This is a genomic window from Janthinobacterium sp. 13, from assembly GCF_002749695.1.
In the GTDB taxonomy this organism is placed as follows: Bacteria; Pseudomonadota; Gammaproteobacteria; order Burkholderiales; family Burkholderiaceae_D; genus Janthinobacterium; species Janthinobacterium kumbetense.
The window spans coordinates 4911105-4934149 of the sequence record NZ_PEEQ01000001.1 but is presented as its reverse complement, the minus strand read 5'-3'; the positions used below and the strand labels follow the sequence as shown (position 1 = coordinate 4934149).

At 63.9% G+C, this 23045-nt stretch carries 25 protein-coding genes; 8 read left to right on the top strand and 17 right to left on the bottom strand.

Annotation, left to right across the window (positions count from 1 at the left end):
- Window positions 1-47 precede the first annotated feature (47 nt).
- The gene (locus CLU94_RS21695) at window positions 48-476 is read left to right on the top strand and encodes a group III truncated hemoglobin (RefSeq protein WP_099667144.1); all 429 of its coding nucleotides are present in this window, start codon (window positions 48-50) and stop codon (window positions 474-476) included.
- Here CLU94_RS21695 and CLU94_RS21690 read toward each other — a convergent pair.
- The 15 genes from CLU94_RS21690 to CLU94_RS21620 all read right to left on the bottom strand — a co-directional run bounded on the left by CLU94_RS21690 (window position 473) and on the right by CLU94_RS21620 (window position 12114).
- Entirely contained in the window at window positions 473-1231 is a 759-nt protein-coding gene (locus CLU94_RS21690) for an rRNA pseudouridine synthase (protein WP_099667143.1), read from the bottom strand. The two genes, CLU94_RS21695 and CLU94_RS21690, sit on opposite strands and share 4 nt — an antisense overlap.
- A 99-nt stretch (window positions 1232-1330) precedes the next feature.
- Window positions 1331-2248 carry a class I SAM-dependent methyltransferase gene (locus CLU94_RS21685; protein ID WP_099667142.1) on the bottom strand — a complete coding sequence of 306 codons (918 nt, stop codon included), beginning with the start codon at window positions 2246-2248 and terminating at the stop codon, window positions 1331-1333.
- A complete protein-coding gene (iscX, locus tag CLU94_RS21680; protein ID WP_071076333.1) occupies window positions 2235-2429 on the bottom strand; it encodes a Fe-S cluster assembly protein IscX in 195 nt (64 codons plus the stop codon). Before iscX ends, CLU94_RS21685 begins: the two co-directional genes overlap by 14 nt.
- 1 nt (window position 2430) lies before the next feature.
- Entirely contained in the window at window positions 2431-2772 is a 342-nt protein-coding gene (gene fdx, locus CLU94_RS21675) for an ISC system 2Fe-2S type ferredoxin (RefSeq protein WP_034750070.1), read from the bottom strand.
- A gap of 71 nt (window positions 2773-2843) precedes the next feature.
- Window positions 2844-4724 (bottom strand): Fe-S protein assembly chaperone HscA, encoded by a 1881-nt coding sequence (hscA, locus tag CLU94_RS21670; protein ID WP_099667141.1) that lies wholly within the window; start codon window positions 4722-4724, stop codon window positions 2844-2846.
- 108 nt (window positions 4725-4832) lie between these two features.
- Window positions 4833-5348 (bottom strand): Fe-S protein assembly co-chaperone HscB, encoded by a 516-nt coding sequence (gene hscB / locus CLU94_RS21665; RefSeq protein WP_099667140.1) that lies wholly within the window; start codon window positions 5346-5348, stop codon window positions 4833-4835.
- Window positions 5349-5414: 66 nt separating this feature from the next.
- Entirely contained in the window at window positions 5415-5735 is a 321-nt protein-coding gene (gene iscA / locus CLU94_RS21660; protein WP_010399774.1) for an iron-sulfur cluster assembly protein IscA, read from the bottom strand.
- A gap of 157 nt (window positions 5736-5892) precedes the next feature.
- Window positions 5893-6279: a Fe-S cluster assembly scaffold IscU gene (iscU, locus tag CLU94_RS21655; RefSeq protein ID WP_034750082.1), complete on the bottom strand. Its 387-nt coding sequence runs from the start codon at window positions 6277-6279 to the stop codon at window positions 5893-5895.
- 55 nt (window positions 6280-6334) lie between these two features.
- Window positions 6335-7591: an IscS subfamily cysteine desulfurase gene (locus tag CLU94_RS21650; RefSeq protein WP_099667139.1), complete on the bottom strand. Its 1257-nt coding sequence runs from the start codon at window positions 7589-7591 to the stop codon at window positions 6335-6337.
- Window positions 7592-7631: 40 nt separating this feature from the next.
- Window positions 7632-8108: a Fe-S cluster assembly transcriptional regulator IscR gene (gene iscR, locus CLU94_RS21645; RefSeq protein ID WP_065310626.1), complete on the bottom strand. Its 477-nt coding sequence runs from the start codon at window positions 8106-8108 to the stop codon at window positions 7632-7634.
- Between the two features lie 216 nt (window positions 8109-8324).
- Window positions 8325-8876, bottom strand: coding sequence for an NADAR family protein (locus tag CLU94_RS21640; RefSeq protein WP_099667138.1), 552 nt, complete (start codon window positions 8874-8876; stop codon window positions 8325-8327).
- Between the two features lie 38 nt (window positions 8877-8914).
- On the bottom strand, window positions 8915-9694 hold the full coding sequence (locus CLU94_RS21635; protein ID WP_099667137.1) for a uracil-DNA glycosylase: 780 nt from the start codon (window positions 9692-9694) through the stop codon (window positions 8915-8917).
- Window positions 9695-9827: 133 nt separating this feature from the next.
- Window positions 9828-10478, bottom strand: a complete 651-nt coding sequence (maiA, locus tag CLU94_RS21630; protein ID WP_099667136.1) for a maleylacetoacetate isomerase — start codon at window positions 10476-10478, stop codon at window positions 9828-9830.
- Between the two features lie 11 nt (window positions 10479-10489).
- A complete protein-coding gene (locus CLU94_RS21625) occupies window positions 10490-11518 on the bottom strand; it encodes a fumarylacetoacetate hydrolase family protein (RefSeq protein ID WP_099667135.1) in 1029 nt (342 codons plus the stop codon).
- Window positions 11519-11580: 62 nt separating this feature from the next.
- Window positions 11581-12114 carry a VOC family protein gene (locus CLU94_RS21620; protein ID WP_092710160.1) on the bottom strand — a complete coding sequence of 178 codons (534 nt, stop codon included), beginning with the start codon at window positions 12112-12114 and terminating at the stop codon, window positions 11581-11583.
- A gap of 118 nt (window positions 12115-12232) precedes the next feature.
- On the opposite strand from CLU94_RS21620, the gene CLU94_RS21615 reads away from it, so the two are divergent.
- From CLU94_RS21615 to CLU94_RS28455, 7 genes are all read left to right on the top strand, one after another.
- Window positions 12233-13168, top strand: a complete 936-nt coding sequence (locus tag CLU94_RS21615) for a LysR family transcriptional regulator (protein WP_099667134.1) — start codon at window positions 12233-12235, stop codon at window positions 13166-13168.
- 53 nt (window positions 13169-13221) lie between these two features.
- On the top strand, window positions 13222-13806 hold the full coding sequence (locus tag CLU94_RS21610; protein WP_099668429.1) for a gamma-glutamylcyclotransferase: 585 nt from the start codon (window positions 13222-13224) through the stop codon (window positions 13804-13806).
- A gap of 212 nt (window positions 13807-14018) precedes the next feature.
- Window positions 14019-16421 (top strand): sigma 54-interacting transcriptional regulator, encoded by a 2403-nt coding sequence (locus CLU94_RS21605; protein ID WP_257218919.1) that lies wholly within the window; start codon window positions 14019-14021, stop codon window positions 16419-16421.
- Window positions 16396-17616 (top strand): DUF917 domain-containing protein, encoded by a 1221-nt coding sequence (locus tag CLU94_RS21600; RefSeq protein WP_099667132.1) that lies wholly within the window; start codon window positions 16396-16398, stop codon window positions 17614-17616. Before CLU94_RS21605 ends, CLU94_RS21600 begins: the two co-directional genes overlap by 26 nt.
- Entirely contained in the window at window positions 17613-18326 is a 714-nt protein-coding gene (locus tag CLU94_RS21595) for an aspartate/glutamate racemase family protein (RefSeq protein WP_099667131.1), read from the top strand. Before CLU94_RS21600 ends, CLU94_RS21595 begins: the two co-directional genes overlap by 4 nt.
- 295 nt (window positions 18327-18621) lie before the next feature.
- Window positions 18622-20532 (top strand): S8 family serine peptidase, encoded by a 1911-nt coding sequence (locus tag CLU94_RS21590; RefSeq protein WP_218965310.1) that lies wholly within the window; start codon window positions 18622-18624, stop codon window positions 20530-20532.
- A gap of 154 nt (window positions 20533-20686) precedes the next feature.
- The gene (locus tag CLU94_RS28455; RefSeq protein WP_158301208.1) at window positions 20687-20863 is read left to right on the top strand and encodes a hypothetical protein; all 177 of its coding nucleotides are present in this window, start codon (window positions 20687-20689) and stop codon (window positions 20861-20863) included.
- Window positions 20864-21071: 208 nt separating this feature from the next.
- Here CLU94_RS28455 and CLU94_RS21585 read toward each other — a convergent pair whose 3' ends face one another.
- Complete coding sequence (locus CLU94_RS21585; RefSeq protein ID WP_099668428.1) at window positions 21072-22214, bottom strand: PA0069 family radical SAM protein; 1143 nt, start codon at window positions 22212-22214, stop codon at window positions 21072-21074.
- Window positions 22215-22342: 128 nt separating this feature from the next.
- Complete coding sequence (locus tag CLU94_RS21580; protein ID WP_099667129.1) at window positions 22343-23038, bottom strand: tRNA-uridine aminocarboxypropyltransferase; 696 nt, start codon at window positions 23036-23038, stop codon at window positions 22343-22345.
- Window positions 23039-23045 lie beyond the last annotated feature (7 nt).

Here is a 23045-nt window from a genome sequence, read left to right as displayed (position 1 = left end):
ACCTGGGTCATTGAAGCGCCACGGGGGCTCTGCGATCATGGCATGCCATGAATACTACCGCCCCCCTCCCCCACACACGCTTCGCTCCCTACCGCGAGGAAGTCTGCAGCGAAGACGAAGTCAAGCATCTCGTCCACACCTTTTATGCGGCCGCGCGCGACGACGCCATGCTGGGCCCCATCTTTGCCGCCGAGGTCAAGGATTGGGATGCCCACCTGGCCACACTGGTCGATTTCTGGTCAGGCTTGCTGCGCGGCACCATGCGCTACCACGGCAAGCCGCTGGCCCAGCACGCGCAAATGGAACACCTCACGCCCTGCATGTTCCGACGCTGGCTGACCCTGTTCTTCGCCACGACCGAGAGCATGGGCAATGCGGCCTTGCAAGAGAAGGCCGACACCATCGCCTTGAATATTGCCGAACGGCTATGGAAAAGCTTTGCAGAAAGCCATTCCATCGTCGCGCCGCAGCTTTAGAAGCGTTCGTAACCCTGCAAGTAACGCCATTGCCCCACGGGCATGGCGCCCATCGGGATGCGGCCGATGCGCAAGCGCTTCATGGCGACGACGTCCAGCCCCACCATCTTGCACATGTGGGCGATCTGGCCCGGCTGCACGTTTTTCAGGGCGAAACGCAAACGCGTTTCATTTTGCCAGCTGACCTTGATCGGCGGCAAAGGCTTGCCATTGAAGGGCAAGCCGTGATTGAGCAGCGCCAGGCCGTTTTCCATGATGTTGCCGGCCACTTCCACGATGAATTCCTGCTCCACCGTTTTCGCTTCGTCGACCAGCTTGCGGGCGACGCGGAAATCCTGCGTGAATACCAGCAAGCCGGACGCCATGGTGTCGAGCGGATTGGTGATGGTCAGGCCGATCAGGTGGCGCTTGAGGAAGCGCGTGACGGAACTGGGCGCCACGTTTTCCGGCGTGAAGATCTCTTCTGGACGCAAACAGCTCAAGGCTGGCTTGCCTTCGCTGCCCACGCCGCCATTGATGCCGGCCGGCTTGTGCAGCAGAATCGTCACGGGCGGCATTTCTTCCAGGGTGGCGTTCGGCAACAGCACCACTTCCTGGTTGTCCGCCACGCGCGCGCCCGACTCTTCCACCAGCACGCCGTCGACCGTCACCCAGCCGCCCTCGATATACAGCTCGGCCTCGCGGCGCGAACAGGGCACGTCTTCAGACAGGCGCTTGGCCAGGCGGACGGTGGGCATTTCAATAGGTGTGGTCATGGAGGAGGCGCAAAAAGCAAGAGGAGGAGAAAGCCGGTATTGTAACCGACCCGCTCCTCCCCTCGTTTGCCCTTGCGGATACTTTGCCCTGCGGATACTTTACGCGCCCGCCTTGGCCAGCTCTTCGGCAAAGAAGCGGTGCCCCATCTCTTCCAGGCCCAGGGTTTGCAGCACTTCCTGCAAGCGTTCCGTCGGACGCTGGCGCGGCAAGTTCTTGTAGCTGGCGATGATCAGTTCATTCTTCATCGAATGCTCCCAGCCCACCAGTTCCGTCACGCTGACCTGGTAGCCATGGGCTTCCAGCTGCAGGCAACGCAGCACGTTGGTGATCTGGCTGCCGAATTCGCGCGTATGCAGCGGGTGGCGCCACAATTCCGTCAAGACATTCTTGCCCAGGCTCTTGCCCTTGTTCTTCTTCAATACGGAGGCGACTTCAGCCTGGCAACATGGCACCAGCACCATGAATTTCGCCTTTTTCTTCAAGGCGAAATGGATGGCGTCGTCGGTGGCCGTATTGCACGCGTGCAAGGCCGTGACGATATCGATCTGCTGCGGCAGCAAGGTCGATTCCGTCGATTCGGCCACGGACAGCGGTAAAAACGACATGCCGGGGAACTTGAATTTCTTCGCCAGCTCCTGCGAACGCTGCACCAGTTCTTCGCGCGTCTCGATGCCATAGATGTGCGAACCGTCGTTGCCGTTCTTGAAGAACAGGTCATACAGGATGAAGCCCAGGTAGGACTTGCCGGCGCCGTGGTCGACCAGCGACACGCCGGGATGGTCGAGCTGCACTTCGCGCAGCAGCGGCTCGATGAATTGCGTCAGGTGGTATACCTGTTTCAACTTGCGGCGGCTGTCCTGGTTCATCTTGCCGTCGCGCGTCAGGATGTGCAATTCCTGCAGCAAGGCGACCGACTGGCCATCCTTGATTTCGGGCATGTTGCTGGCGGCGGTGATGACGTCTTTCGGCGCGGCGACTGCGGTGGCGGCGGCTGCCGCGCCCTTAGCGCGCTTCATCGATCCACGCCATCTGTATCGCTTCGAGCACTTTTTCGCCGCCGCGCGTGTGGTCATCGTCGAAGCCGTCCAGTTCCACCACCCAGTTGTGCAGGTCGGTGAAACGCACGGTCAGGGGATCGATGTCCGGATGCGCATCGTACAGCGCCTCGGCGATCGCGTGAATGTCGGACCATTTCATGTTAGTGGCTGCCTTCGCTGACCTGGTTGATCGTGTATTTCGGGATTTCGACGACGAGGTCGGCCTCGGCCACGATGGACTGGCACGACAGGCGCGACACGGCTTCCAGGCCCCAGGCCTTGTCCAGCATGTCTTCTTCCAGTTCCGTCGCTTCGTTCAGGGATTCGATGCCTTCACGCACCAGCACGTGGCAGGTGGTGCAGGCGCACGATTTTTCGCAGGCGTGCTCGATGTCGATGTCGTTTTCCAGCAGGATGTCGCAGATGGACTTGCCGGCAGGTGCTTCGATGACGGCGCCGTCCGGGCAAAGCTTGGCGTGCGGCAGGATAACGATTTGTGGCATGGTGTCTTCTTTCAGTCTGTCATTCGGAGCGCGGCCGCGGCGAATGCCTGCGGCGCGCATGTCAATTATCTTTAAACGACTTGATCCAGCGATTTGCCGGTCAGTGCCGTGCGCACGCTGCGGTCCATGCGGCGCGAGGCGAAATCCTCGGTGCCGTCGGCCAGCGCCTCGATCGCCAGCTTCAGGGCCTGGTGGTCGATGGCGCCGCTTTGCGATTGCGCAATAGCGTCGCGCACCTTGCTCATCAAGCCGTCGACGGCTGCGCGTTCGTCCGCATCGAGCAAGCCGCCGTCTTCATCGAGCGCCGACTGCGTGGCCAGCAGGATGCGTTCCGCTTCCACCTGCTCTTCGCGCAGCGCGCGCGCCACCATGTCGACGTCGGCCGAGGTGTACGAATCCTGCAGCATGCGCGCGATGTCGTCGTCGCCCAGGCCGTAGGCCGGCTTGACGCTGATCGACGCTTCCACGCCCGAGCGCAGTTCGCGCGCCGAGACGGACAGCAAGCCGTCCGCGTCGACCTGATACGTGATACGGATGCGCGCGGCGCCCGCCACCATCGGCGGAATGCCGCGCAGCTCGAAGCGTGCCAGGGAACGGCAATCGCTGACCAGTTCGCGCTCACCCTGCAGCACGTGCACGGCCAGGGCCGTCTGGCCATCCTTGAAGGTCGTGAATTCCTGGGCGCGCGCGCACGGTATCGTCGAATTGCGGGGGATGATCTTTTCCACCAGGCCGCCCATGGTTTCGATGCCCAGCGACAGCGGGATCACGTCCAGCAGCAGCCAGTCGTCGCCGGCGGCGCGGTTGCCTGCCAGCAAGTTCGCCTGGATGGCGGCACCCAGCGCCACCACTTTGTCGGGGTCGATGTTCGCGTGCGGCGTCGTGTGGAAGAACTCGCTCACGGCGCGCTGCACGTGCGGCATGCGCGTGGCGCCGCCCACCATCACCACGCCATCGACGTCGTCCGCATCCACGTTCGCGTCGCGCAAGGCTTTCTTGATGGCGTTCATGGTTTTCACGACCAGGTGCGAAGTCATGGCGGCGAATTCTTCGGCCGTGATGCGCAGATGGATTTCTTCGCCCGAGTTCAGCTTGGCGTCGATCGTCGTTTCCGACTTGGTCGACAGCAATTCCTTGATCTCGCGCGCCTTCACCATCAGGATGGCCGTGTCTTCGTCCGACAGCGGCGCCAGCTTGGCGTGCTCGCTGATCCAGCAGAACAGGCGACGGTCGAAATCGTCGCCGCCCAGGGCCGAGTCGCCGCCCGTGGACAGCACTTCGAACACGCCCTTGCTCAGTTTCAAGATCGAGATGTCGAAGGTGCCGCCGCCCAGGTCGTACACGGCGTACACGCCTTCGGACGCGTTATCGAGGCCATACGCGATGGCGGCGGCCGTCGGCTCGCTCAGCAGGCGCAAGACATTGATGCCGGCCAATTGCGCCGCATCTTTCGTGGCTTGCCGCTGTGCATCGTCGAAATACGCTGGTACAGTAATCACGGCGCCCACCAGGTCGTCGCCCAGCGAATCTTCCGCGCGCTGGCGCAGGGTGGCGAGGATTTGCGCCGACACTTCGACGGGGCTTTTCACGCCGGCCACGGTTTTCAGCTGCACCATGCCAGGCGTGTCCTGGAAGTCGTAGGGCAGGTTTTCCGCATAGGCGATGTCGGCCAGGCCGCGGCCCATGAAGCGTTTCACGGAAACGATGGTGTTCTTCGGGTCGGTGGTTTGCGCAGCCAGGGCCTTGTAGCCGATGTTCGCGTGGCCGTTCGGCAGGTAGCGCACGACGGAAGGCAGCAGGGAGCGCCCGTCTTCGTCGTTGAGCACCTCGGGAATGCTGTTGCGGACGGTGGCGACCAGGGAATTGGTGGTGCCAAGGTCGATGCCGACGGCCAGGCGGTGCTGGTGCGGCGCGGTCGACATGCCTGGTTCGGAAATTTGCAGAAGTGCCATTGTATTCGTGCCTCGATTAATTTTTTGCGTGATGCAGTTGATGCCTGACGCGCATTATAAGTCGCGGGCCAGACTGGCGCTTGGCACGCCGGTCAAGCTATCCGGCGATCAAGCTTCCATCGCCTCATAGGCAAAACGGACTTCCTCGCCGAATTTGTCGAGGAACATCAGGGCGCGCACGCTTTGCGCGGCATTCGCGTAGTCGGCCGCGTCCAGCTGGGCCGCCACCTGGGCCAGCAAGGCCTTGCGTTCGCCGCGCAACTGGCGGTCCAGGGCGTCGAGCGCGTCGGCATCCTTGCCGGCACGGGCGTCGCCCAGCTCTTCGCGCCATTCCATCTGCTGCATCAGGAAACTGACGGGCATGGCCGTGTTCGACTCCGTCTGCAGGTCGACGCCATTGAGTTCGCACAGGTATTGCGCGCGTTTTTGCGGGCTTTTCAGGGTTTGATAGGCTTCATTGGCGCGCGTGGCCCATTGCATCGCCACGCGCTTTTCAGCGCTGCTGGCATTGATGAAGCGGTCCGGATGGACCTTGCCCTGCACGTCGCGGTAGGCCGCGTCGAGCGCGCTCATGTCGAGCGAGAACTGCGCCGGCAACTGGAATAATTCGAAGTGGTTTTGCATAATGGTCGGTGGTCGCTGTACCGCAATCGATGGGTACAGCGCACCGACCGGGGTCTTGCCAGCTGTTTAAATCCTGAAGGACTCGCCGCAGCCGCAGGCGTCTTTTTCGTTCGGATTGTGGAACTTGAAGCCTTCGTTCAAGCCTTCGCGCGCGAAATCGAGTTCCGTGCCGTCGATGTAAGGCAAGCTTTTCGGGTCGACGAAGACTTTCACGCCGTGCGATTCGAAGACGCTGTCTTCGGCCGCCACTTCATCGACATATTCGAGCTTGTAGGCCAGGCCCGAGCAGCCCGTGGTGCGCACGCCAAAGCGCAAGCCCATGCCCTTGCCGCGCCGTTCGATATAACGGTTGATGTGTTTCGCCGCTTTTTCGGTCAGTGTGATCATGTATTTCTCCGCTCCTGTTCCCACATGGGAACAGGTATCAAAATCCAACAAATTCTAGAGTGCCTGAAAAACGTTCAGGGCAAGGCGCATTGCCGCAGGCAGTACGACTAGTACGACAAGGCAATGCAACGCAGCCATGGGCGTTTTCTCAGGTGCTCTACGCGGCCGGATGGCGGGTCTGATAGTCCAGCACTGCCGCCTTGATGGCGTCTTCCGCCAGGATGGAGCAGTGGATCTTCACTGGCGGCAGGGCCAGCTCTTCGGCGATCTGCGTGTTCTTGATGGCCAGCGCTTGGTCCAGGGTCTTGCCTTTCACCCATTCGGTCACCAGCGAGCTCGAGGCGATGGCCGAACCGCAGCCGTAGGTCTTGAATTTCGCATCTTCGATCAGGCCGTCGGCGCCAACCTTGATCTGCAGTTTCATCACGTCGCCGCAGGCAGGCGCGCCTACCATGCCGGTGCCGATGGTTTCATCACCCTTGTCGAAAGCGCCCACGTTGCGCGGGTTTTCGTAGTGATCGAGTACTTTGTCCGAGTAAGCCATTTTGATGCTCCTTAAATATTCTTGCCGGCCCTGTCCAACAGGGCCAGGGTATTGGTTAGTGGGCAGCCCATTGGATGGAATTGATATCGATGCCATCTTTAAACATGTCCCACAGCGGCGACAGGTCGCGCAGCTTGTGTACTTTCGATTTCAGCAGGTTCACGGCGAAGTCGATGTCTTCCTCGGTCGAGAAGCGGCCAATGGTGAAGCGGATCGAGCTGTGCGCCAGTTCGTCGCTGCGGCCCAGGGCGCGCAGCACGTACGATGGTTCCAGGCTGGCCGAGGTGCAGGCCGAACCGGACGACACGGCAATATCCTTGATCGCCATGATCAGCGACTCGCCTTCGACGTAGTTGAAGCTGACGTTCAGGTTGTGCGGCACGCGGTGCTCCATGTCGCCGTTGATGTAGACTTCTTCGATCTCCTGCAAGCCCTTGGCCAGGCGGTCGCGCAAGGCCTGGATGCGGCCGATTTCGCTGTCCATCTCTTCCTTGGCGATGCGGAACGCTTCGCCCATGCCGACGATCTGGTGCGTCGGCAGGGTGCCCGAACGCAGGCCGCGCTCATGGCCGCCGCCGTGCATCTGCGCTTCCAGGCGCACGCGCGGCTTGCGGCACACGTACAGGGCGCCCACGCCTTTCGGGCCGTAGGTTTTGTGCGCCGTGAAGGTCATCAGGTCGACCTTGGTCTTTTGCAGGTCGATGACGACCTTGCCCGTCGCTTGCGCGGCGTCGCAATGGAAGATGATGCCTTTCGAGCGGCAGAATACGCCGATCTCGTCGATCGGCTGGATCACGCCGATTTCGTTGTTCACCAGCATCACCGACACGAGGATGGTGTCCGGGCGCACGGCCGCGGCCAGCTGCTCGACGGTGATCAGGCCGTTATCCTGCGGTTCCAGGTAGGTCGCTTCAAAGCCGATGCGTTCCAGCTCGCGTACCGTGTCGAGCACCGATTTGTGCTCGGTCTTGACGGTGATGATGTGCTTGCCCTTGGTCTTGTAGAACTGCGCCGCGCCCTTGATGGCCAGGTTGTTGCTTTCCGTCGCGCCGGAGGTCCAGATGATTTCGCGCGGATCGGCGTTCACCAGGGCCGCCACGTGGCCGCGTGCCTCTTCCACGGCTTTTTCCGCCGTCCAGCCGTACATGTGGCTGCGCGATGCCGGATTGCCGAACTGCTCGCGCAGGTAAGGAATCATCTTGTCGGCGACGCGTGGATCGATCGGCGTCGTGGCCGAGTAATCCATGTAGATCGGGAAATGCGGTGCGGTTTCAAAGTGCACTTGGCCTACGTTTTTTTCTGGGGCGTTCATCAATAACTCCTGCAATCAGCAACTGGTATTTTTGTCATTATCAACCGAGGGCGGCGTGGTTACGGTGCATCACCATCACGCTTTGCTCGGCATTCTTTTGTCTCTGCTGGTCGACCAGGTCCTGCAAGGACACAGAATCCAGATAATCGACCATTTTTTCGTTGAGTGTGGACCACAATTCATGCGTCATGCAGCGCGCGCCCGTGGCCGCGTCGGCGCCGTGGCAATGTTCCTTGCCGCCGCACTGCGTGGCGTCCAGCGGTTCGTCGACGGCGATGATGATGTCGGCCACCGTCACCTTGTCGGCGCGGCGCGCCAGGCTGTAACCGCCGCCTGGGCCGCGGATCGATTCGACGATCTCATGCCGGCGCAGCTTGCCGAACAGCTGCTCCAGGTAGGACAGGGAAATCGACTGGCGCTGGCTGATACCGGACAAGGTGACCGGTCCCTTGCCCTGGCGCAGGGCAAGATCGATCATCGCTGTCACGGCAAAACGGCCTTTTGTAGTCAGACGCATACATCCTCTGGTCAACTGGTTTAAAATATTGCGGCTTTTCAACTCCTCAAACCCCGAGTAGTTGAATGATTTAGTCAAGTATAACAAATTCGGCGAGGTTTGTCAGAGCGCCCCTCGATGACCACAGGGCTGGAAGGGGCATGGCCGGCCGCGCCAGGCGCGGCGGCTTCAGGAAAACAACAGTCGGGAAATTGCAGGCGAGTGCAGCGTCAATTCTCAGCCCCGCAAAGCGGTCCGCACTTTCATCAGTTCAAACCCCAGCAAGTTCAAGCCGTCCCAGCTGGCGGGGTCCAGGATGCGCGGGTTGTCCGACGCCAGGCCCACGCCCCATATCCGGTCGACGGGACTGGCTTCGACGATGACGCGCTCGCCCGTGCCCAGCAAAAACTTGCGCAGCGCAGCCTTTTGCGAGAACTTGGCAAAGTTGCCATCGAAAACGATGCCGGCGCGCGCCGCTTCCCACACCCTGGCGTCGAAGTTCGCCACTTCGCGTCCCAGCTTCTTCACTTCCGACGGCCGCTCGGCCGCAACGATGCGCGCCTGGACGGCCGTGTCGCCAAACAGGGCCGCCTTTTGCGCCATCATGTAGTGCTCGGCCGTCGCATACGTCACGCCGGCCAGGCTGAACGGCGACGGAAACCACTGGCTGAAGCAGCTTTTGTCGGGCACCTGCGGCTGCGCCGGCGTGTGCCCCCAGAAATACAGATAGTCGGGCACGCCGCCCGCCGCGATCCACGCCTTCAATTCTTCCACGTTACTGATTTGCATATTCCCCGCACTTCCGCCAGACAGGCGATGATTCAAGCTCAAGCACGCAATAGTTGCATCGGGCCAAACAAGGCCTGCATGTCACGATTGCCGATAAAGGACAGATTATACGGATGTTCCGCCGTCACCTGCGGCAAGGATGCCGCCACCGGCAGACGTTTGATCAGCTCGGCGATCTTGCCCCACAGCACCAGTTGCGGCTGCACCGCCCCGCCCTGCTGCGCCAGCGCTTCCAGCACCACTTGCAGGAAAGGCAGCCAGCCGCGCGCATCCTGCACGGGCGGCACGTGGGAACGGAACACCAGCGCCGCGTTCAGCAGCAAAAAGCCCTGCTGCGTCATCTTGCACTGCAAGTCGGGCAGGGTCTGGATCACGCCGCTGTCGGCTTGCAGCGCGGCGGCCGCCACGGGCGCCATGGCCGCACCGGACGTATCGCCGCCCTGCAGCTGGCCACCGGCCACCAGCAGCATCTTCATGAAGTTGCGCAAGGACGTGGCGCGGTTGACGGGTTTCGACAGGCCCGTGGCCGACCACAGGCTGCCGACGGCGCCATCCATGAAGCACACGCCCGTGGCGCTGTCGGCGCGCGGATACGGCCCCTCGCCCACCAGCACGTAGCGCACCTGCGCCAGCGGCAAGGCAAAGGCGGCGAACAAGCGGCCCTGCGTGGGCAGGTAATCGTCGGCGGCCAGCGCCGGCAGGTAGGCGGGATCGGCCGCCATCACGGCCTGCAAGCCGCGCAGCAGAATGGGACGCCAGGAAGCATGCGCCAGGGACAGGGCATCGGTGATGCTGGCAGGAACGGTTGTTGCGGTCATGAGCACGTGAAGTATTTGGGCAAACGCAAATTGTAGCGCACCGGCAAGATGGCATTGACTGATCAAAATCAAGCACGCATAAAAAAACCCCGCCTGTTGCCAGACGGGGCTTCCCGCACCGCGCCGTGTGTTGCTATTCGGCGTCAGGCTGCTGCGACGGGTGCGCCGCAATAAAGGCTGGCAAGCCGGCGCAATGCGCATGGATGCGCGCCACGCGCGGATACGGCGCCAGGTCGATGGCGAAGCGCAGCGCATTGAACACCTGCGGCACCAGGCAGCAATCGGCCATCGTCGGGCTGTCGCCATGGCAGAACAGGCCCGTGCCGGCAGGATCGCCCTGCGCCAGCAGCGCTTCCACGGCCGCCAGCCCCTCGGCCATCCAGTGGCGATACCACTCCTGCTTGACCTCGTCCGACAGCCCCAGGGTGGTTTTCAGGTATTTCAGGACGCGCAGATTCGTCAGCGGATGGGCGTCGCAAGCGATGGCCAGCGCCAGCGCGCGCACGCGCGCCCGTTCCAGCGGGTCCGCCGGCAGCAAGGGCACGCCAGGACGCGTCTCTTCCAGATACTCGAGCATGGCCAGCGACTGCGTCAGGATGGCGCCGTCGTCGTCGAGGGCCGGCACCAGCGCCGACGGGTTGACGGCGCGGTAGGCGGGCAGCAGCTGCTGGCCGCCATCCTGCAGCAGATGCACGGGGATGCTGTCGTAAGCGATGCCCTTGAGATGCAAGGCGATGCGCACGCGGTAGGCGGCCGAACTGCGAAAATAGGTGTACAGCTTCACGGGCGGCCTCCTCAGGCGCGCGTGGCGCCAGCGTACAGGGCCACGGTCTGCTCGATGCTGCCGAAGATGCTGGCGCCGGCCGCGTCGCGCATCTCGATGCGCACCGTATCGCCGAACTTCAGGTACGCCGTCTTTGGCGCGCCGTGTTCGATGGTTTCATACATGCGCACTTCGGCCAGGCAGCAGTAACCGACGCCGCCATTCTCGATGCTGGAGCCAAACAGGTTGCCCTGCTTGTTCGACACGGTGCCCGAGCCAACGATGGTGCCGGCGCCCAGTTCGCGCGTCTTCGCCGCATGGGCGACCAGTTGCGCAAAATTGAAGGTCATGTCTTCGCCCGCATTCGGCTTGCCGAACGGCTTGTCGTTCAGGTCCACCAGCAGCGGCAAATGCAGCTTGCTGTCCGCCCAGGCCGCGCCCAGTTCATCGGGCGTGACGGCGACGGGCGAAAACGCGCTGGCCGCCTTCGACTGGAAGAACCCGAAGCCTTTCGCCAGTTCGCCCGGGATCAGGTTGCGCAGCGAGACGTCGTTGACCAGCATGACCAGGCGAATCGCCTTCGCCGCATCATCCACGCCGGCGCCCATGGCCACGTCGCCCGTGATCACCGCCACTTCCGCTTCCAGGTCGATGCCCCACTCTTCCGACAGGGCGAAGACGGGGTCACGCGGGCCGATGAAGCTGTCCGAGCCGCCCTGGTACATCAGCGGGTCCGTGTAGAACGAGGCCGGCACTTCCGCGTTGCGCGCCTTGCGCACCAGCTCCACGTGGTTGATGTAGGCGGAACCGTCGGCCCACTGGTAGGCGCGCGGCAGCGGCGAGTGGCACTGATTGGCATCAAACGGCTGCGCGTCCGGCGCCTGGCCCGCGTTCAGGTTGGCGTACGCCTGTTCCAGCTTGGGCGCGACGGCGTCCCAGTTGTCGAGCGCCGCCTGCAGGGTGGGGGCGATGGCGGCCACGCGCTGGTACTGGCGCAGGTCGCGGCTGACGAGGATCAAGGCGCCGTCGCGGCTGCCGTTTTTCAGGGTTGCGAGTTTCATGGTATTCCTGGTTCGGTGTATTGGTCAGAGAGTGTCGGTCTGCAGCAGTCAATCTGCTGCGTTCAGGCGTCGGCCGGCGCGTGCATCCAGGCGGCGTGCTTGGGCGCACGGCGCGTCTGCGACCATTCTTCCAGCATTTCCCATTTGACGGCGTCCAGTTTGGCCATCATTTCCGGCGTGCCCACGTTGGCCGCCAGCTCCAGGCGGTGGCCGTTCGGATCGAAGAAATAGATCGACTGGAAGATGGCGTGGTTGACGGGACCCAGCACCTCGATGCCGCCGGCCACCAGGCGCTCCTTGGCGGCCAGCAGTTCTTCCATGCTGCCCACTTCCAGCGCCAGGTGCTGCACCCAGGCCGGGGTATTGCGGTCGCGGTCCATCGGCGGCTGCGTCGGCAGTTCGAAGAAGGCCAGCACATTGCCCTGGCCCGCGTCGAGGAACACATGCATGTACGGGTCCGGCGCCTTGGTCGACGGCACCAGGTCTTCGGCGATGGCGAGGACGAAATTCATGTTCAAATGCTTGACGTACCACTCGACGGTTTTCTTCGCGTCGATGCAGCGGTAGGCGACGTGGTGGATCTGCTTGATTTTCATGCGGTCTGTCTCCGATGGATGGCGCCCTGGGCGCGATGTTTTTCAGCTTTTCACCATTAGAATCCAGTTACAGCTATCATACAAACAATTTTTAACCATCGATTTATCGGATTATCTTATGAGTCCCAGCCTGCGACAGATGCGCGCCTTCGTGGCGCTGGCCAAGACGGGCAGTTTTACCCTGGCCGCAGAATACCTGCACGTGACGCAGTCCGCCTTGAGCGGCTTGATCAAGGAACTGGAAAGCGTGCTGGGCGTGCGCGTGGTCGAGCGCAGCACGCGCAAGACGCAGCTGTCGGAAATCGGCCGCGAGCTGTATCCGCTGTTCGAGAAGATGATCGAGGACCTCGACGGCGCCATGGCCGGCATCGCCCAGCGCAAGGCCCTGAAAACGGGCATGGTGCGCATCGCCGCGCCGCAGATGATGGCGTGCACCCTGCTGCCGGAAGTGATCGCCGCCTACCGCCAGGCACACCCGGACGTGCAGCTGCGCCTGGTCGACTGCCCCGTGGAGAATGTCTCGGCGCGCGTGTTCAGCGGCGAAGTCGATTTCGGCATCGGCCCCGAGCGCGATCCGACGGCGGAAATCGCCGCGCAGGTGCTGTTCGAAATGCCCTTCGTGCTGGTCTACCCCGAGCAGCATCCGCTGCGGCAGAAAGAGCGCGTCATCTGGGCCGACGTGGGCGACTACCCGTTCATTTCGCTGCAGGGCCAGTTCACGGAGCGCCTGCTGCGCGACATGCACGGCGCGTTTCGCGAGCTGTCGCTCAATCCCTACAATGAAGTGACCTTCATGACGACGGCGCTGGCCATGGTCAGCGCCAACCTGGGCATCACGGTCTGCCTGCCGTACGCGGAACCGATGGTCAAACTATACAATTTGCACATGCGCGCCCTGCACGAACCGGAACTGACGCGGCGCTTTTTCGTCTACACGAAGACGGGCCGTTCGCTGTCGCCGGCGGCCGAAAGCTTCATGGCCTTCCTGTTCCGCTTTGTCGAGACGCACGAATGGAACGTGGGAGCGGGCGGCCCGGCTGGCGCCGTTTTATAATCGCGCATCGCCCCCTCACCGCCAGCACCATGACCCAGCCCGACCTGTCCGCCATCGACGCCGCCACCATCGCCATCAACCAGCGCATGACCACATTCGACGGCCATGCGCAGGTCTGGCTGTTCGGCTATGGCTCGCTGATCTACAAGGCCGATTTTCCGTATATCGAACGGCGGCCCGCCAGCATCGAAGGCTGGACGCGGCGCTTCTGGCAAGGTTCGCACGACCACCGGGGCACGCCGATGGCGCCGGGCCGGGTCGCCACCATCGTGCCGCAGGCGGGCGCCGTGTGCGACGGCATGGCCTACCTGATCACGCCCGAAGTCTTCGCCCACCTCGACCACCGCGAAAAGAACGGCTACCTGCGCCTGGCCACCGAGATCACCTTCGACGATGGCAGCAAGGCCGAAGGCCTGGTGTACATCGCCAACGAGGAAAATGCCGCCTTCCTCGGCGCCGCGCCGGAACTGGACATCGCGCGCCAGATCGCCCGATCAAGCGGCCCCAGCGGCCCGAACAGCGACTACCTGCTGCATCTGGCCAGCGCCCTGCGCGAACTGGGCAAGAGCGATCCGCACGTCTTTGCCATCGAGCAACATCTGGCGCAATTGAAGGATGCGCCGCCTGCCGCGCAGTGAGCTGCGGCGGGCCGCCGGCTTGCATGATGCAAGCGATGAAAATCTTTTTATTGTGACAATTGGCGACTATCGCCGTTTCATTAACGCCCATAATCGGAACGCGCGATTCCTTTATGCCCGAGTAGGGCAATGGCACGCGTCAGGAGGCAGCAGGGCAAAACAAAAATGATGGCCCTGCACGATCGGAGCGAATTCATCGGAGCGAGACGACCATGTCCGACAGGTCTATGCTGCAACAGCATGGCAGGCAGCCGCATTACGTTCTGCCCGGGACGGGCACCATTGCTCCTGTGCAAGCCCCCCTACACCGCGCCAGCCTCGGGGGCGGGCTGAACGTCATTGGCAGCTCCCCCATCTTCCAGCGCCTGCTGCGCATGGTCGACGCCGTGGCGCCGACCCGCTGCACGGTGCTCATCAGCGGTCCCACCGGTTCCGGCAAGGAAATCATCGCCCAGCTCGTGCACCGGCAAAGCGGCGATCCCGGCGCGCCCTTTGTCGATCTCAACTGCGGCGCCTTGCCGGAACACCTGATCGACGCCGAACTCTTCGGCCATACCAAGGGGGCGTTTACGGGAGCGCTGAGCAGCCGCGCCGGTTTTTTCGCCCAGGCGGGGCAAGGCACGCTGTTTCTCGATGAAATCGGCGAATTGCCGCTGGCGGTACAGAGCAAGCTGCTGCGCGTGCTCGAATCGCGCTGTTTCCGGCCGCTGGGCGGCGGCGATACGCAGCCGTTCAACGGCCGCATCGTGGCCGCCACCCATTGCGACCTGGCCGCGATGGTGCAGGCGGGCCGTTTCCGCGAAGACTTGTATTACCGGCTGGCGGTATTGAAACTCGACGTGCCGGGCCTGGACCAGCGCCGCGGCGACGTCGCCGCCCTCGCCGCGCACTTTGCCGGGCAGCAAAAGCGCCCCATCCGCTTTACCGCCACCGCCATGGAACGCCTGGGCCGGCATGCCTGGCCCGGGCATATCCGCGAACTGCGCAACCTGGTGGAGCGGCTGTCGATACTGGCCGAATCGGCGCTGATCGATGCCCACAGCCTGGAAGCCTTCCTGTCGGCGGGCAAGCCGCAGGACGCCGATCACACGCTGCTGGCGGAAGCCCTCATGCGGCTGGACGGAGACGACAAGCTGGCGGCCGCCGAACAATTGCTGATCGACTATGCGATGCGCCTTGCCGATGGCAACAAGACGACCGCGGCCCGCCACCTGGGCATCAACCGCAAGGTCATCGAACGCCGCGTGCATGGCGACGAGGAGCGCAGCAATTTCGCCCGCGTCTGCCTGCTGGAAGGACGCGCGCTGATCGAGGCGGCCCGCTTCAAGGAGGCCATCGAAGTGTTGCGCCGCGGCCTCACCTTGCTGGCCGCCGATGCGCATCCCTGCACCGCGCGCCGCCTGAGCTGCGACCTGCACCGCTGGCTGGCGATTTCGCACCGCGGCATCAGCGGCTGGCAAAGCGCCGAAGCGCTCGCCTGCTACCAGCAGGCATTGCAGGAAGCGGCGGCGCTGGGCGACGAGGTGGAAATCACCGCCCTGCGGTTCGGCATCTGGAGCTCGCAGCTGATGGCGCTGGACCTGGTGGCGGCGCGGGCAACGGCGCAAGACATGCTGCAGCGGGCGCAAGCGATAGGCGACACGGATTTGCTGTCGCAGGCCCACCTGGCCCTGGCCAACACGCTGTTCTGGCTCGGCGACTACCGCGAGACGCTGGCCTGCCTGGCGCGCGGGCACCTGCTGTGCGGCGCGGCAGCGGCCGACACGGGGGGACAGGGCCTGGACATCGCCGCGCTGTCGAGCACTTTCGAAGGCCTGTCCTGCTTCCAGAGCGGCGCCTTCCGCCGCGCGCGCACGGTGATGGAACACCTGGCGTTGCGCGGCGGCGCCGACAACCCGCACCCCTTCCATCGCGCCATCGCGCTGCAAGGCGCCGCGTGGCTGGCCTGCATGTTCGAGGACTGGGTCCGGCTGGCAAGCCTGGCGGCGGACCTGCAAACCGTCGCCAGCGAATACGGCTATCAATTCTACCTGGGGGTGGGGCAGATATTCCATGCCTGCGCATTGGCAACAGGCAACATCCATACGCAGACCGAACAGCGCATCGCCGACGGCTACCAGCAATACATGCTGTGCGAAGGCGGCATGCTCTTCCATTCATTCCAGGCCTGGAAGCGGGGCGAACTGCTGCTGTCGGCAGGCCAGCCATCGCAAGCCCGGCAACTGCTGCACGGCGCCATCGAACTGGCGCTGGAACATGGCGAACGGGCCTACCTGGTCGAATTGCTCGACATGCATGCCCGGACGTGGATCGCGGTGGGCGACCTGGACAACGCGGAACGCGAACTGGGCAGTGCGCTGTCGACCGCCAAGGCGCTGGGCGCCGCGGCCGGCAGCCTGCTGGTGGCGACCCGACTGGCGCAACTGCTGCTGCAGCGCGGCCGCCGGCACGAAGCACTCGATCACCTCACGCGCGCCTTGCGCGGCGTGGAACGCGACACGGCTTTTCCCCGGTTTGCCCAGGCGCTGCAGTTGCAGGCCGTCCTGGCGCAAACCATTTCCATGCCATGCCAACCTGAGGACCCGCAACATGAGCTATGTGCTGAACCACGATGACCTTGAATCGCTGTTGCTGGGCGCCTGCTTCTTCGGCAGCGGTGGCGGCGGCACGCTCGCTTCCGCGCGCAGCCTGCTGGCCCAGTTCCACGCCGGCGATTATTATCCGGACGCCCAGGTGCGCGTGGTCAGCGTCGACGAAGCCACCGCTGGCGAAACGGTCATGGTGGCTTACCTGGGTTCGCCCGTGGCGATCAATGGCGCCCATTTTCCGCAGGGTCCCGTCGACGCCGTGCTCGCCGTCAGGGAGCGCCTGGCGCTGGAAAATCGCACCTTGGCCTACCTGGCGCCGCCCGAGAGCGGCGCGCTGGGGTTTCTCGTCGCCTGCCTGGTCGCCGCCCGCCTGGGCCTGGCCGTGATCGACGCCGACGGGGCCGGCCGCGCCGTTCCCTCGCTGCCCCAGCTGACGTATGCGGCCGCGCACGTCAATCCGCGCCCCGCCTTCCTCGTCAGCCAGGCGGGGCTGCGCGTGGAACTCGACGTCCAGCCCAGCCAGGGCGTGAACGGCGCCCATGCCCACCAGCAAGACGTGGCAACGATCATCGACCAGATGATGCGCCCCATCGTTTCGCAGGCCGATTTCAAGCAGTTCGGCGGCCTGGCCATGTGGATCATGGCGCCGGCGGAGCTGGCCCGGGCGCTGCCCGTGCGCGGCACCCTGGGACGCGCGCTGCGCCTGGGCCGCGAACTGCAGGCAGGACGCTTGCGCAGCGCGGAGGAAGTGGTCGATTATCTTGCGCGGCAATGCGACATGCGCGCCTGGCCATTGTTTCCACAGGGCACGTTCGTCGCCGCCGAAGTCGACTCGCGCAATGGCTTCGACCTGGGCAAGATCACCATCCGCGCGGGTGAGCGGCTCTGCACGGTCCTGTACCAGAACGAATCGCTGCTGGCCTGGGACAGCAGCCGCAGCACGCCCCTCTGCATGGCGCCCGACACCATCAGTTACTTTGTCGAGGGCGATGGCCAGGCCGTGTATTCGAATGGCGACTTGCTGCTGCCGGACGGCACGCTCAACCCGGCCTTGATGCAGCGCAAGGTGACGCTGCTGGGCCTGCAAGCCCATCCGGCATTGCGGGAACGGGACGGCCTGATACTCGACAGCTTCATGCAACTGATCAACGCCATCGGCTACCTGGGACCCTACGTGCCGCTCACTGGCAACGCCGGCGCAGCGGCAGGGAGCGCCGCATGAAGCCGCTGCGCATCTGCATCGTGGCGCCGGTGGCCACGTCCATCTACAACCAGCGCCTGCTCGACGCCATCGAGCCCGTGATGCCGCCCGATGTCGAAGTGTCCGTGCGCAATATTTCTACTGGGAACGACTGCATCGAATACCGCGTCGACTGGCTGCAAAACGGCTATCCGGTGGTGCAGCTGGCCAGGGAAATCGAACGCGAAGGCTATGACGGCATCTGGCTCAGCGACTTCGACATGTGCGGCGTGGAGGCAGCGCGCGAAGTGATCGACATCCCCATCCTCGGCGGCTTCCCGCCCGCCGCCTTTACCGCGCTGGCCCTCAGCCAGCGCCTGTCGATCATGACGATACTGCCCAGCACGCTCGCCATGCAGCAGGGTCACATGCAGGCCTACGGCTTGCAGGACAGCTTTGCCTCCATCCGCTCCATCGACTGTCCCGTCGCCGACCTCGGCAAGCTGGACGCGGTGGTCGAAAAAACCTTCAAGGCCGCCATGCGGGCCATACAGGAAGACGGCGCCCAGTCCATCCTGCTGGGCTGCACAGGCTTTGTCGGCGTCGCCGCGCGCGTCAGCGCGCTGCTGGAAGACGCGCTGCACACCTATGTCCCGGTCATCGATCCGAACCAGGCAGGCTTCAGCTTCCTGGTGTCCCTCGTGCGCATGCGCCTGCGGCCCAGCCGCGCCTGCTACAGCAAGGATAGCTGAACCGCCGCACGCGCCTGGGACACGCCATGCCGTGTCCCGGGCGCCCCCTCCCCGTCCTTGCCGCCTGCCGTTTTCGTCCATCCCGCTCAACAAGGGTGGACGATATCCGCCAACATTATTGCAGCACGACAATGCAAATCCGCCCCATCCCTTGAAAATCAAGCACTTGGCCTTCTGGCACACCCCTTGCTAAAGATCATGCTATCGGCGCTGGAGCAGCAGGCGCCGCAGCAGGCGGGCGGAGCACCTCAAGCGGTGCGCCACCCGCCCTCCAGGACCCAGCAAGGAGCACCGCGTGCCAACGACCATGGAAGTATCCACCACCCACGACAGCCTGGCCAATCATGGCTTGCTGCACGGCCTGGCGGCCTTGCAAGATGGCAACACCGGCTGTGCCGACATCTGCATCGCCGTGCTCGACGGTCCCGTCGACACCAGCCACCCCTGCTTTGCCGGCGCCAGGCTGCAACTGCTCGACACGCTCGCCACGGGTGCCAGCGGCAGCGGCCGGGCATCGCAACACGGCACCCATGTCGCCAGCATCATCTTTGGCCAGCCGGGCAGTCCCGTCACGGGCCTGGCTCCCCATTGTCGGGGCTTGATCCTGCCCATCTTTGCCGACCGCGCCGACGGCGCACTGACGCAATGCACGCAGCTCGACCTGGCCCGCGCCATCACCCAGGCCGTCGAGCACGGCGCGCACATCATCAATGTCAGCGGCGGCGAACTGTCCGACAGCGGCGCCGCCGACGGCCTGCTGCAAAAAGCCATACAGCTGTGCCATGAACGCAACGTCCTGCTGGTCGCCGCGGCAGGCAACGACGGCTGCGATTGCCTGCACATCCCCGCCTCCATCAAATACACGCTGGTCGTCGGCGCACTGGACCGGCAAGGCGCGCCCATGCCCAACAGCAACTGGGGCGAAGCCTATCGCGCGCGCGGCATCATGGCGCCCGGCACCGACATCCTCGGCGCCGCGCCCGCAGGGCGCGTGCGGCTCAGCAGTGGCACCAGCTTTGCCACCCCGATCGTCTCGGCCATCGCAGCCTTGCTGCTATGCCGGCAACACCAACATGGGGATCGTCCTGACCCTCGTGGAGTTTGCAGCGCATTGCTGCAAAGCGCAACGCGTTGCAACACCAATGGCGAGCTAGACTGTCGCCGCCTCCTGACTGGGACATTGAATGTGCCGGGCGCCACTCAACTATTATTAAAAGGGAAAATTGAAATGTCAGACGATACTGTGATTGAAGCGAGCCCAGCCAATGCCGACACTTCCGCGCAGGCGCATCCGCTCAGCATTCCCATGCTGGAAACCCCCTCCCTGGCCAACCTTGCGGGCCCTTCCGGCGCGACGCGGCAAGGCATCGCCGCTTCCGGCATCGATGCCTCCGATTGCGGCTGCGGCGGCAGCGCCAAGGGCCCGACCCTGGTGTATGCGCTGGGCAACCTGGGCGTCGACTTCGGCAGCGAAGCGCGCCGCGATTCCTTCGTCCAGGCCATGCCATCGGACAGGAACAATCCGAGCGATCCGCAGCAATTGATCGAATTCCTGCGCGCGAAGCCATATTTCCGCCAATCGCTGACCTGGACCGTCAACCTGGACGCCACGCCGATTTACGCGGTCGTCCCCGTCGGTCCGTATGCCGACATGACCTATGAACTGCTGTTCGAGGCCTATGTCGGCACCATCGATGGCCTGGTCGTCATGAATTCGTTTCCCGGCGTAATCTCGGGCGCCGCCAGGCTGATGTCCGGCCAGGTCGTTCCCGTGATCCAGCCGGCCATCCGGGGCATGTTCAGCTGGAATGTGCCGCAGTTGATCGACAGCCTGATGGCGGTGCAGGACAGCCTGGACATCAACAGCAGCAACACAGGCGCGCGCCTGGAAAACTTCCTGAACCGCATCTATTACGACTTCCGCAACCTGGGCGTCACGGGCATGGACCGCGCGCTCAACTTCTCGGCCACGAATGCCATGCAAGCGGCGGAAATGCTGGCCAAGACCACGGGCATGCAGCTCGATACCATCGTCGTGCAACAGAGTCCCGTGTGCCGCCCGGGCTCCGAGTGCTACGACATCATCATGACCTTCTTCAACCCGGAAAACCTGCAGGTAGCCAACACGGTCGCCCGCTTCGCCGTCGACGTCAGCGATGTGATACCGGTCAGCGTCGGCGCAGTGCGCTACTGGTCGCAACGCTGACGTCAACAGCATTTGAATTGTCGGGGCTCGTGGGCGCAGCGATGCGTGCACGCGCTTCAGCATACGGTCGTTGGCGGGAAACGATCAGCACCGTACTTCGGTACGCACACCCATTGCCGTTGCCCGCGGCGGCACCACCACAAGGAGTTTTAAAATGAACAATCTGCCATTGCAAGCCAAAGCCGTACAACGCAGCCCCAGCATCTCCGCCATCAGCCAGGGTGTCGCCCCTTCCGGCATTACCTGCACCCTGTGCAAAGCGGCTTGCGGCGCCTTGAGCGGCACCGCACAGCAACTCTGCCTGATGGCTTGCAACGCCACCGTTTGCTGATCAAGCCAGCAAGATCGAGCCGTTCCGGCTAAGCCCGGCATGCCTGCGGGCGATGAGTTTCTCGTCGCCCGCTCCCCCTGCCGGCATCACCCACGACGGACGCAGGACGGCGATGCGACTCGCCACCAAGCCCGCCTGTTTCGCGCAGCGCGCATGCCTTTGCGCGTGCCCGTGTCAACGCACAAGCGCGCGCCCCGCACTGCTTGCGCTAAAACAAATCCAGCTGCCCCGCATTGCCTTTTTTTACTTTTGCGCCCAGCGGCGGCACCACCAGCGGCCGGCGGAACTGCGTGCAATCGAGCTGCTTGAAGCGGCCGCCCTTGCCGTGCAAGCCCAGCCGGTGCACGGCCTTTTCAAAGCGCTGGCGGATGAGGTCAGCCCACACGCCTTCGCCCCGCATGCGCGCGCCGAACGCGCTGTCGTAATCCTTGCCGCCACGCATTTCGCGCACCCGGTTCATCACGCGCTGGGCCCGTTCCGGGAAGTGCGCTTCCAGCCATTGCTGGAACAGCGGGCTCACTTCCCACGGCAGGCGCAGCACCACGTAATGGGCGTGGATGGCGCCCGCGTCGCGCACGGCTTCGAGCAGCTGCTCGATTTCCGGTTCCGTCACGAACGGGATGATGGGCGCGATGCTCACGCCCACGGGGATGCCCGCCTCCGTCAGGGTGCGGATGGTGCGCAGCCGCCGCGCCGGAGCGGCCGCGCGCGGTTCCAGGGTGCGCGCGATGGCCGGGTCGAGCGTGGTGACAGTGACGGCCACGGCAGCCAGGCGCCTGGCCGCCATCGGCGCCAGAATGTCGATATCGCGCTCGATCAGCGACGATTTCGTGATCAGCGCCACGGGATGGTCGCATTCGTGCAGCACTTCCAGCACGCGCCGCGTCAGTTGCCGTTCGCGCTCGCACGGCTGATACGCATCCGTGTTCACGCCCAGGGCGATCGGTTCGGGCACATAGGAGGGCTTGGCCAGTTCGCGGCGCAAGAGTTCGGGGGCGTTCACCTTGGCATAGATGCGGCTTTCGAAGTCCAGGCCAGGCGACAGGCCCAGATAGCTGTGCGTGGGGCGGGCAAAGCAATAAATGCAGCCGTGTTCGCAACCCCGATACGGATTCAAGGAAACATTGAACGGCAAGTCGGGCGAAGCGTTGCGCGTGAGAATGGTGCGCGCCTGCTCGTCGCTGACCTGCGTCTTCCAGGTGGGAGGCGCCGCCTCCCCGGCCGCCTCATCCAGGCCGCCCACGCCCCAGCCATCATCGAAACCGCCGCGCGCGTGCACCTCGTAGCGCCCTTGCAGGTTCGACACGGCGCCGCGGCCCTTGTGGGCTTTCAGCGATTGCGGCGGCAACATGGCTTGCCCGGCGAAGCTGTCATCGTGCTCTGGAATGATTGCTTTCATGAACGGCCCCATCAACTGTATATGCGTACAGTATACTATGCCGCTGTGCGGTCAAGATCAAGGGCTGGCGTGATGCCGTTTCAAGCTTTTTCACCGTGCGGCATGACATAGCTCAACTGCTGTGCGACAAAGCCGTCAAATGCCGCGATCAGGGGAACGAAGCGGGCCGCGTCCTGCTCCAACTGCATCAGGGCATAGCACGTCGCTTCCAGGGTCGATAACTGGTCTGGCGCGTGCGCCTTGCGGATCAGGTAATGGGATGCGGGCGTATCGCGCAGGGGCAGGCGCGGCAGCTGTTGCAACGGGGGATTCAGATACAGCATCTTGCGGCTCTTGCGCCAGGTGGCGTCCAGCACCACCAGCCGCACTCGGGCAAGATCGAGCAAGCTGGCTGGGTCGAGCGCCGGCGGCGGGGCGATGCCCAGCGAACGGTCGCCGGGCGTATCCGGGTACAGCAACACGTTGTGCTTGTCGGCTAGCAATTCGGCGAGCGTATCGGCGGCAAACTGCTCGCCCGTCAGCATGCGGCTGTTCGGCAGGCTCAGGTGCAGAAGGCGGGCACTGCCCTTGGCATTGTGCACTTCCAGCGGATGCTGCAGGATCAGCACTTCCACCGCGTGGGAAACGGGAGCGATCCAGCGGCAGATGCAGCTGGAGACGGCGCGCAGGCAGGCTGGGCAGCGCGCGCGTTTGGCCGGTTCAGCCAGGGAAGACGATGCAGCTGCAGGGCTGGCGGGATGGCTTGAGCTAAGGCTGGAGGTACGGCGGGTGGTCATGGCGGAG

Excerpts from the sequence above, each read along its gene's own strand:
- CLU94_RS21695 (WP_099667144.1), top strand. The coding sequence starts at position 48 with ATGAATACTACCGCCCCCCTCCCCCACACACGCTTCGCTCCCTACCGC.
- CLU94_RS21690 (WP_099667143.1), bottom strand. The coding sequence starts at position 1,231 with ATGACCACACCTATTGAAATGCCCACCGTCCGCCTGGCCAAGCGCCTG.
- CLU94_RS21685 (WP_099667142.1), bottom strand. The coding sequence starts at position 2,248 with ATGAAGCGCGCTAAGGGCGCGGCAGCCGCCGCCACCGCAGTCGCCGCG.
- iscX (WP_071076333.1), bottom strand. The coding sequence starts at position 2,429 with ATGAAATGGTCCGACATTCACGCGATCGCCGAGGCGCTGTACGATGCG.
- fdx (WP_034750070.1), bottom strand. The coding sequence starts at position 2,772 with ATGCCACAAATCGTTATCCTGCCGCACGCCAAGCTTTGCCCGGACGGC.
- hscA (WP_099667141.1), bottom strand. The coding sequence starts at position 4,724 with ATGGCACTTCTGCAAATTTCCGAACCAGGCATGTCGACCGCGCCGCAC.
- hscB (WP_099667140.1), bottom strand. The coding sequence starts at position 5,348 with ATGCAAAACCACTTCGAATTATTCCAGTTGCCGGCGCAGTTCTCGCTC.
- iscA (WP_010399774.1), bottom strand. The coding sequence starts at position 5,735 with ATGATCACACTGACCGAAAAAGCGGCGAAACACATCAACCGTTATATC.
- iscU (WP_034750082.1), bottom strand. The coding sequence starts at position 6,279 with ATGGCTTACTCGGACAAAGTACTCGATCACTACGAAAACCCGCGCAAC.
- CLU94_RS21650 (WP_099667139.1), bottom strand. The coding sequence starts at position 7,591 with ATGAACGCCCCAGAAAAAAACGTAGGCCAAGTGCACTTTGAAACCGCA.
- iscR (WP_065310626.1), bottom strand. The coding sequence starts at position 8,108 with ATGCGTCTGACTACAAAAGGCCGTTTTGCCGTGACAGCGATGATCGAT.
- CLU94_RS21640 (WP_099667138.1), bottom strand. The coding sequence starts at position 8,876 with ATGCAAATCAGTAACGTGGAAGAATTGAAGGCGTGGATCGCGGCGGGC.
- CLU94_RS21635 (WP_099667137.1), bottom strand. The coding sequence starts at position 9,694 with ATGACCGCAACAACCGTTCCTGCCAGCATCACCGATGCCCTGTCCCTG.
- CLU94_RS21625 (WP_099667135.1), bottom strand. The coding sequence starts at position 11,518 with ATGAAACTCGCAACCCTGAAAAACGGCAGCCGCGACGGCGCCTTGATC.
- CLU94_RS21620 (WP_092710160.1), bottom strand. The coding sequence starts at position 12,114 with ATGAAAATCAAGCAGATCCACCACGTCGCCTACCGCTGCATCGACGCG.
- CLU94_RS21615 (WP_099667134.1), top strand. The coding sequence starts at position 12,233 with ATGAGTCCCAGCCTGCGACAGATGCGCGCCTTCGTGGCGCTGGCCAAG.
- CLU94_RS21605 (WP_257218919.1), top strand. The coding sequence starts at position 14,019 with ATGTCCGACAGGTCTATGCTGCAACAGCATGGCAGGCAGCCGCATTAC.
- CLU94_RS21600 (WP_099667132.1), top strand. The coding sequence starts at position 16,396 with ATGAGCTATGTGCTGAACCACGATGACCTTGAATCGCTGTTGCTGGGC.
- CLU94_RS21595 (WP_099667131.1), top strand. The coding sequence starts at position 17,613 with ATGAAGCCGCTGCGCATCTGCATCGTGGCGCCGGTGGCCACGTCCATC.
- CLU94_RS28455 (WP_158301208.1), top strand. The coding sequence starts at position 20,687 with ATGAACAATCTGCCATTGCAAGCCAAAGCCGTACAACGCAGCCCCAGC.
- CLU94_RS21585 (WP_099668428.1), bottom strand. The coding sequence starts at position 22,214 with ATGTTGCCGCCGCAATCGCTGAAAGCCCACAAGGGCCGCGGCGCCGTG.
- CLU94_RS21580 (WP_099667129.1), bottom strand. The coding sequence starts at position 23,038 with ATGACCACCCGCCGTACCTCCAGCCTTAGCTCAAGCCATCCCGCCAGC.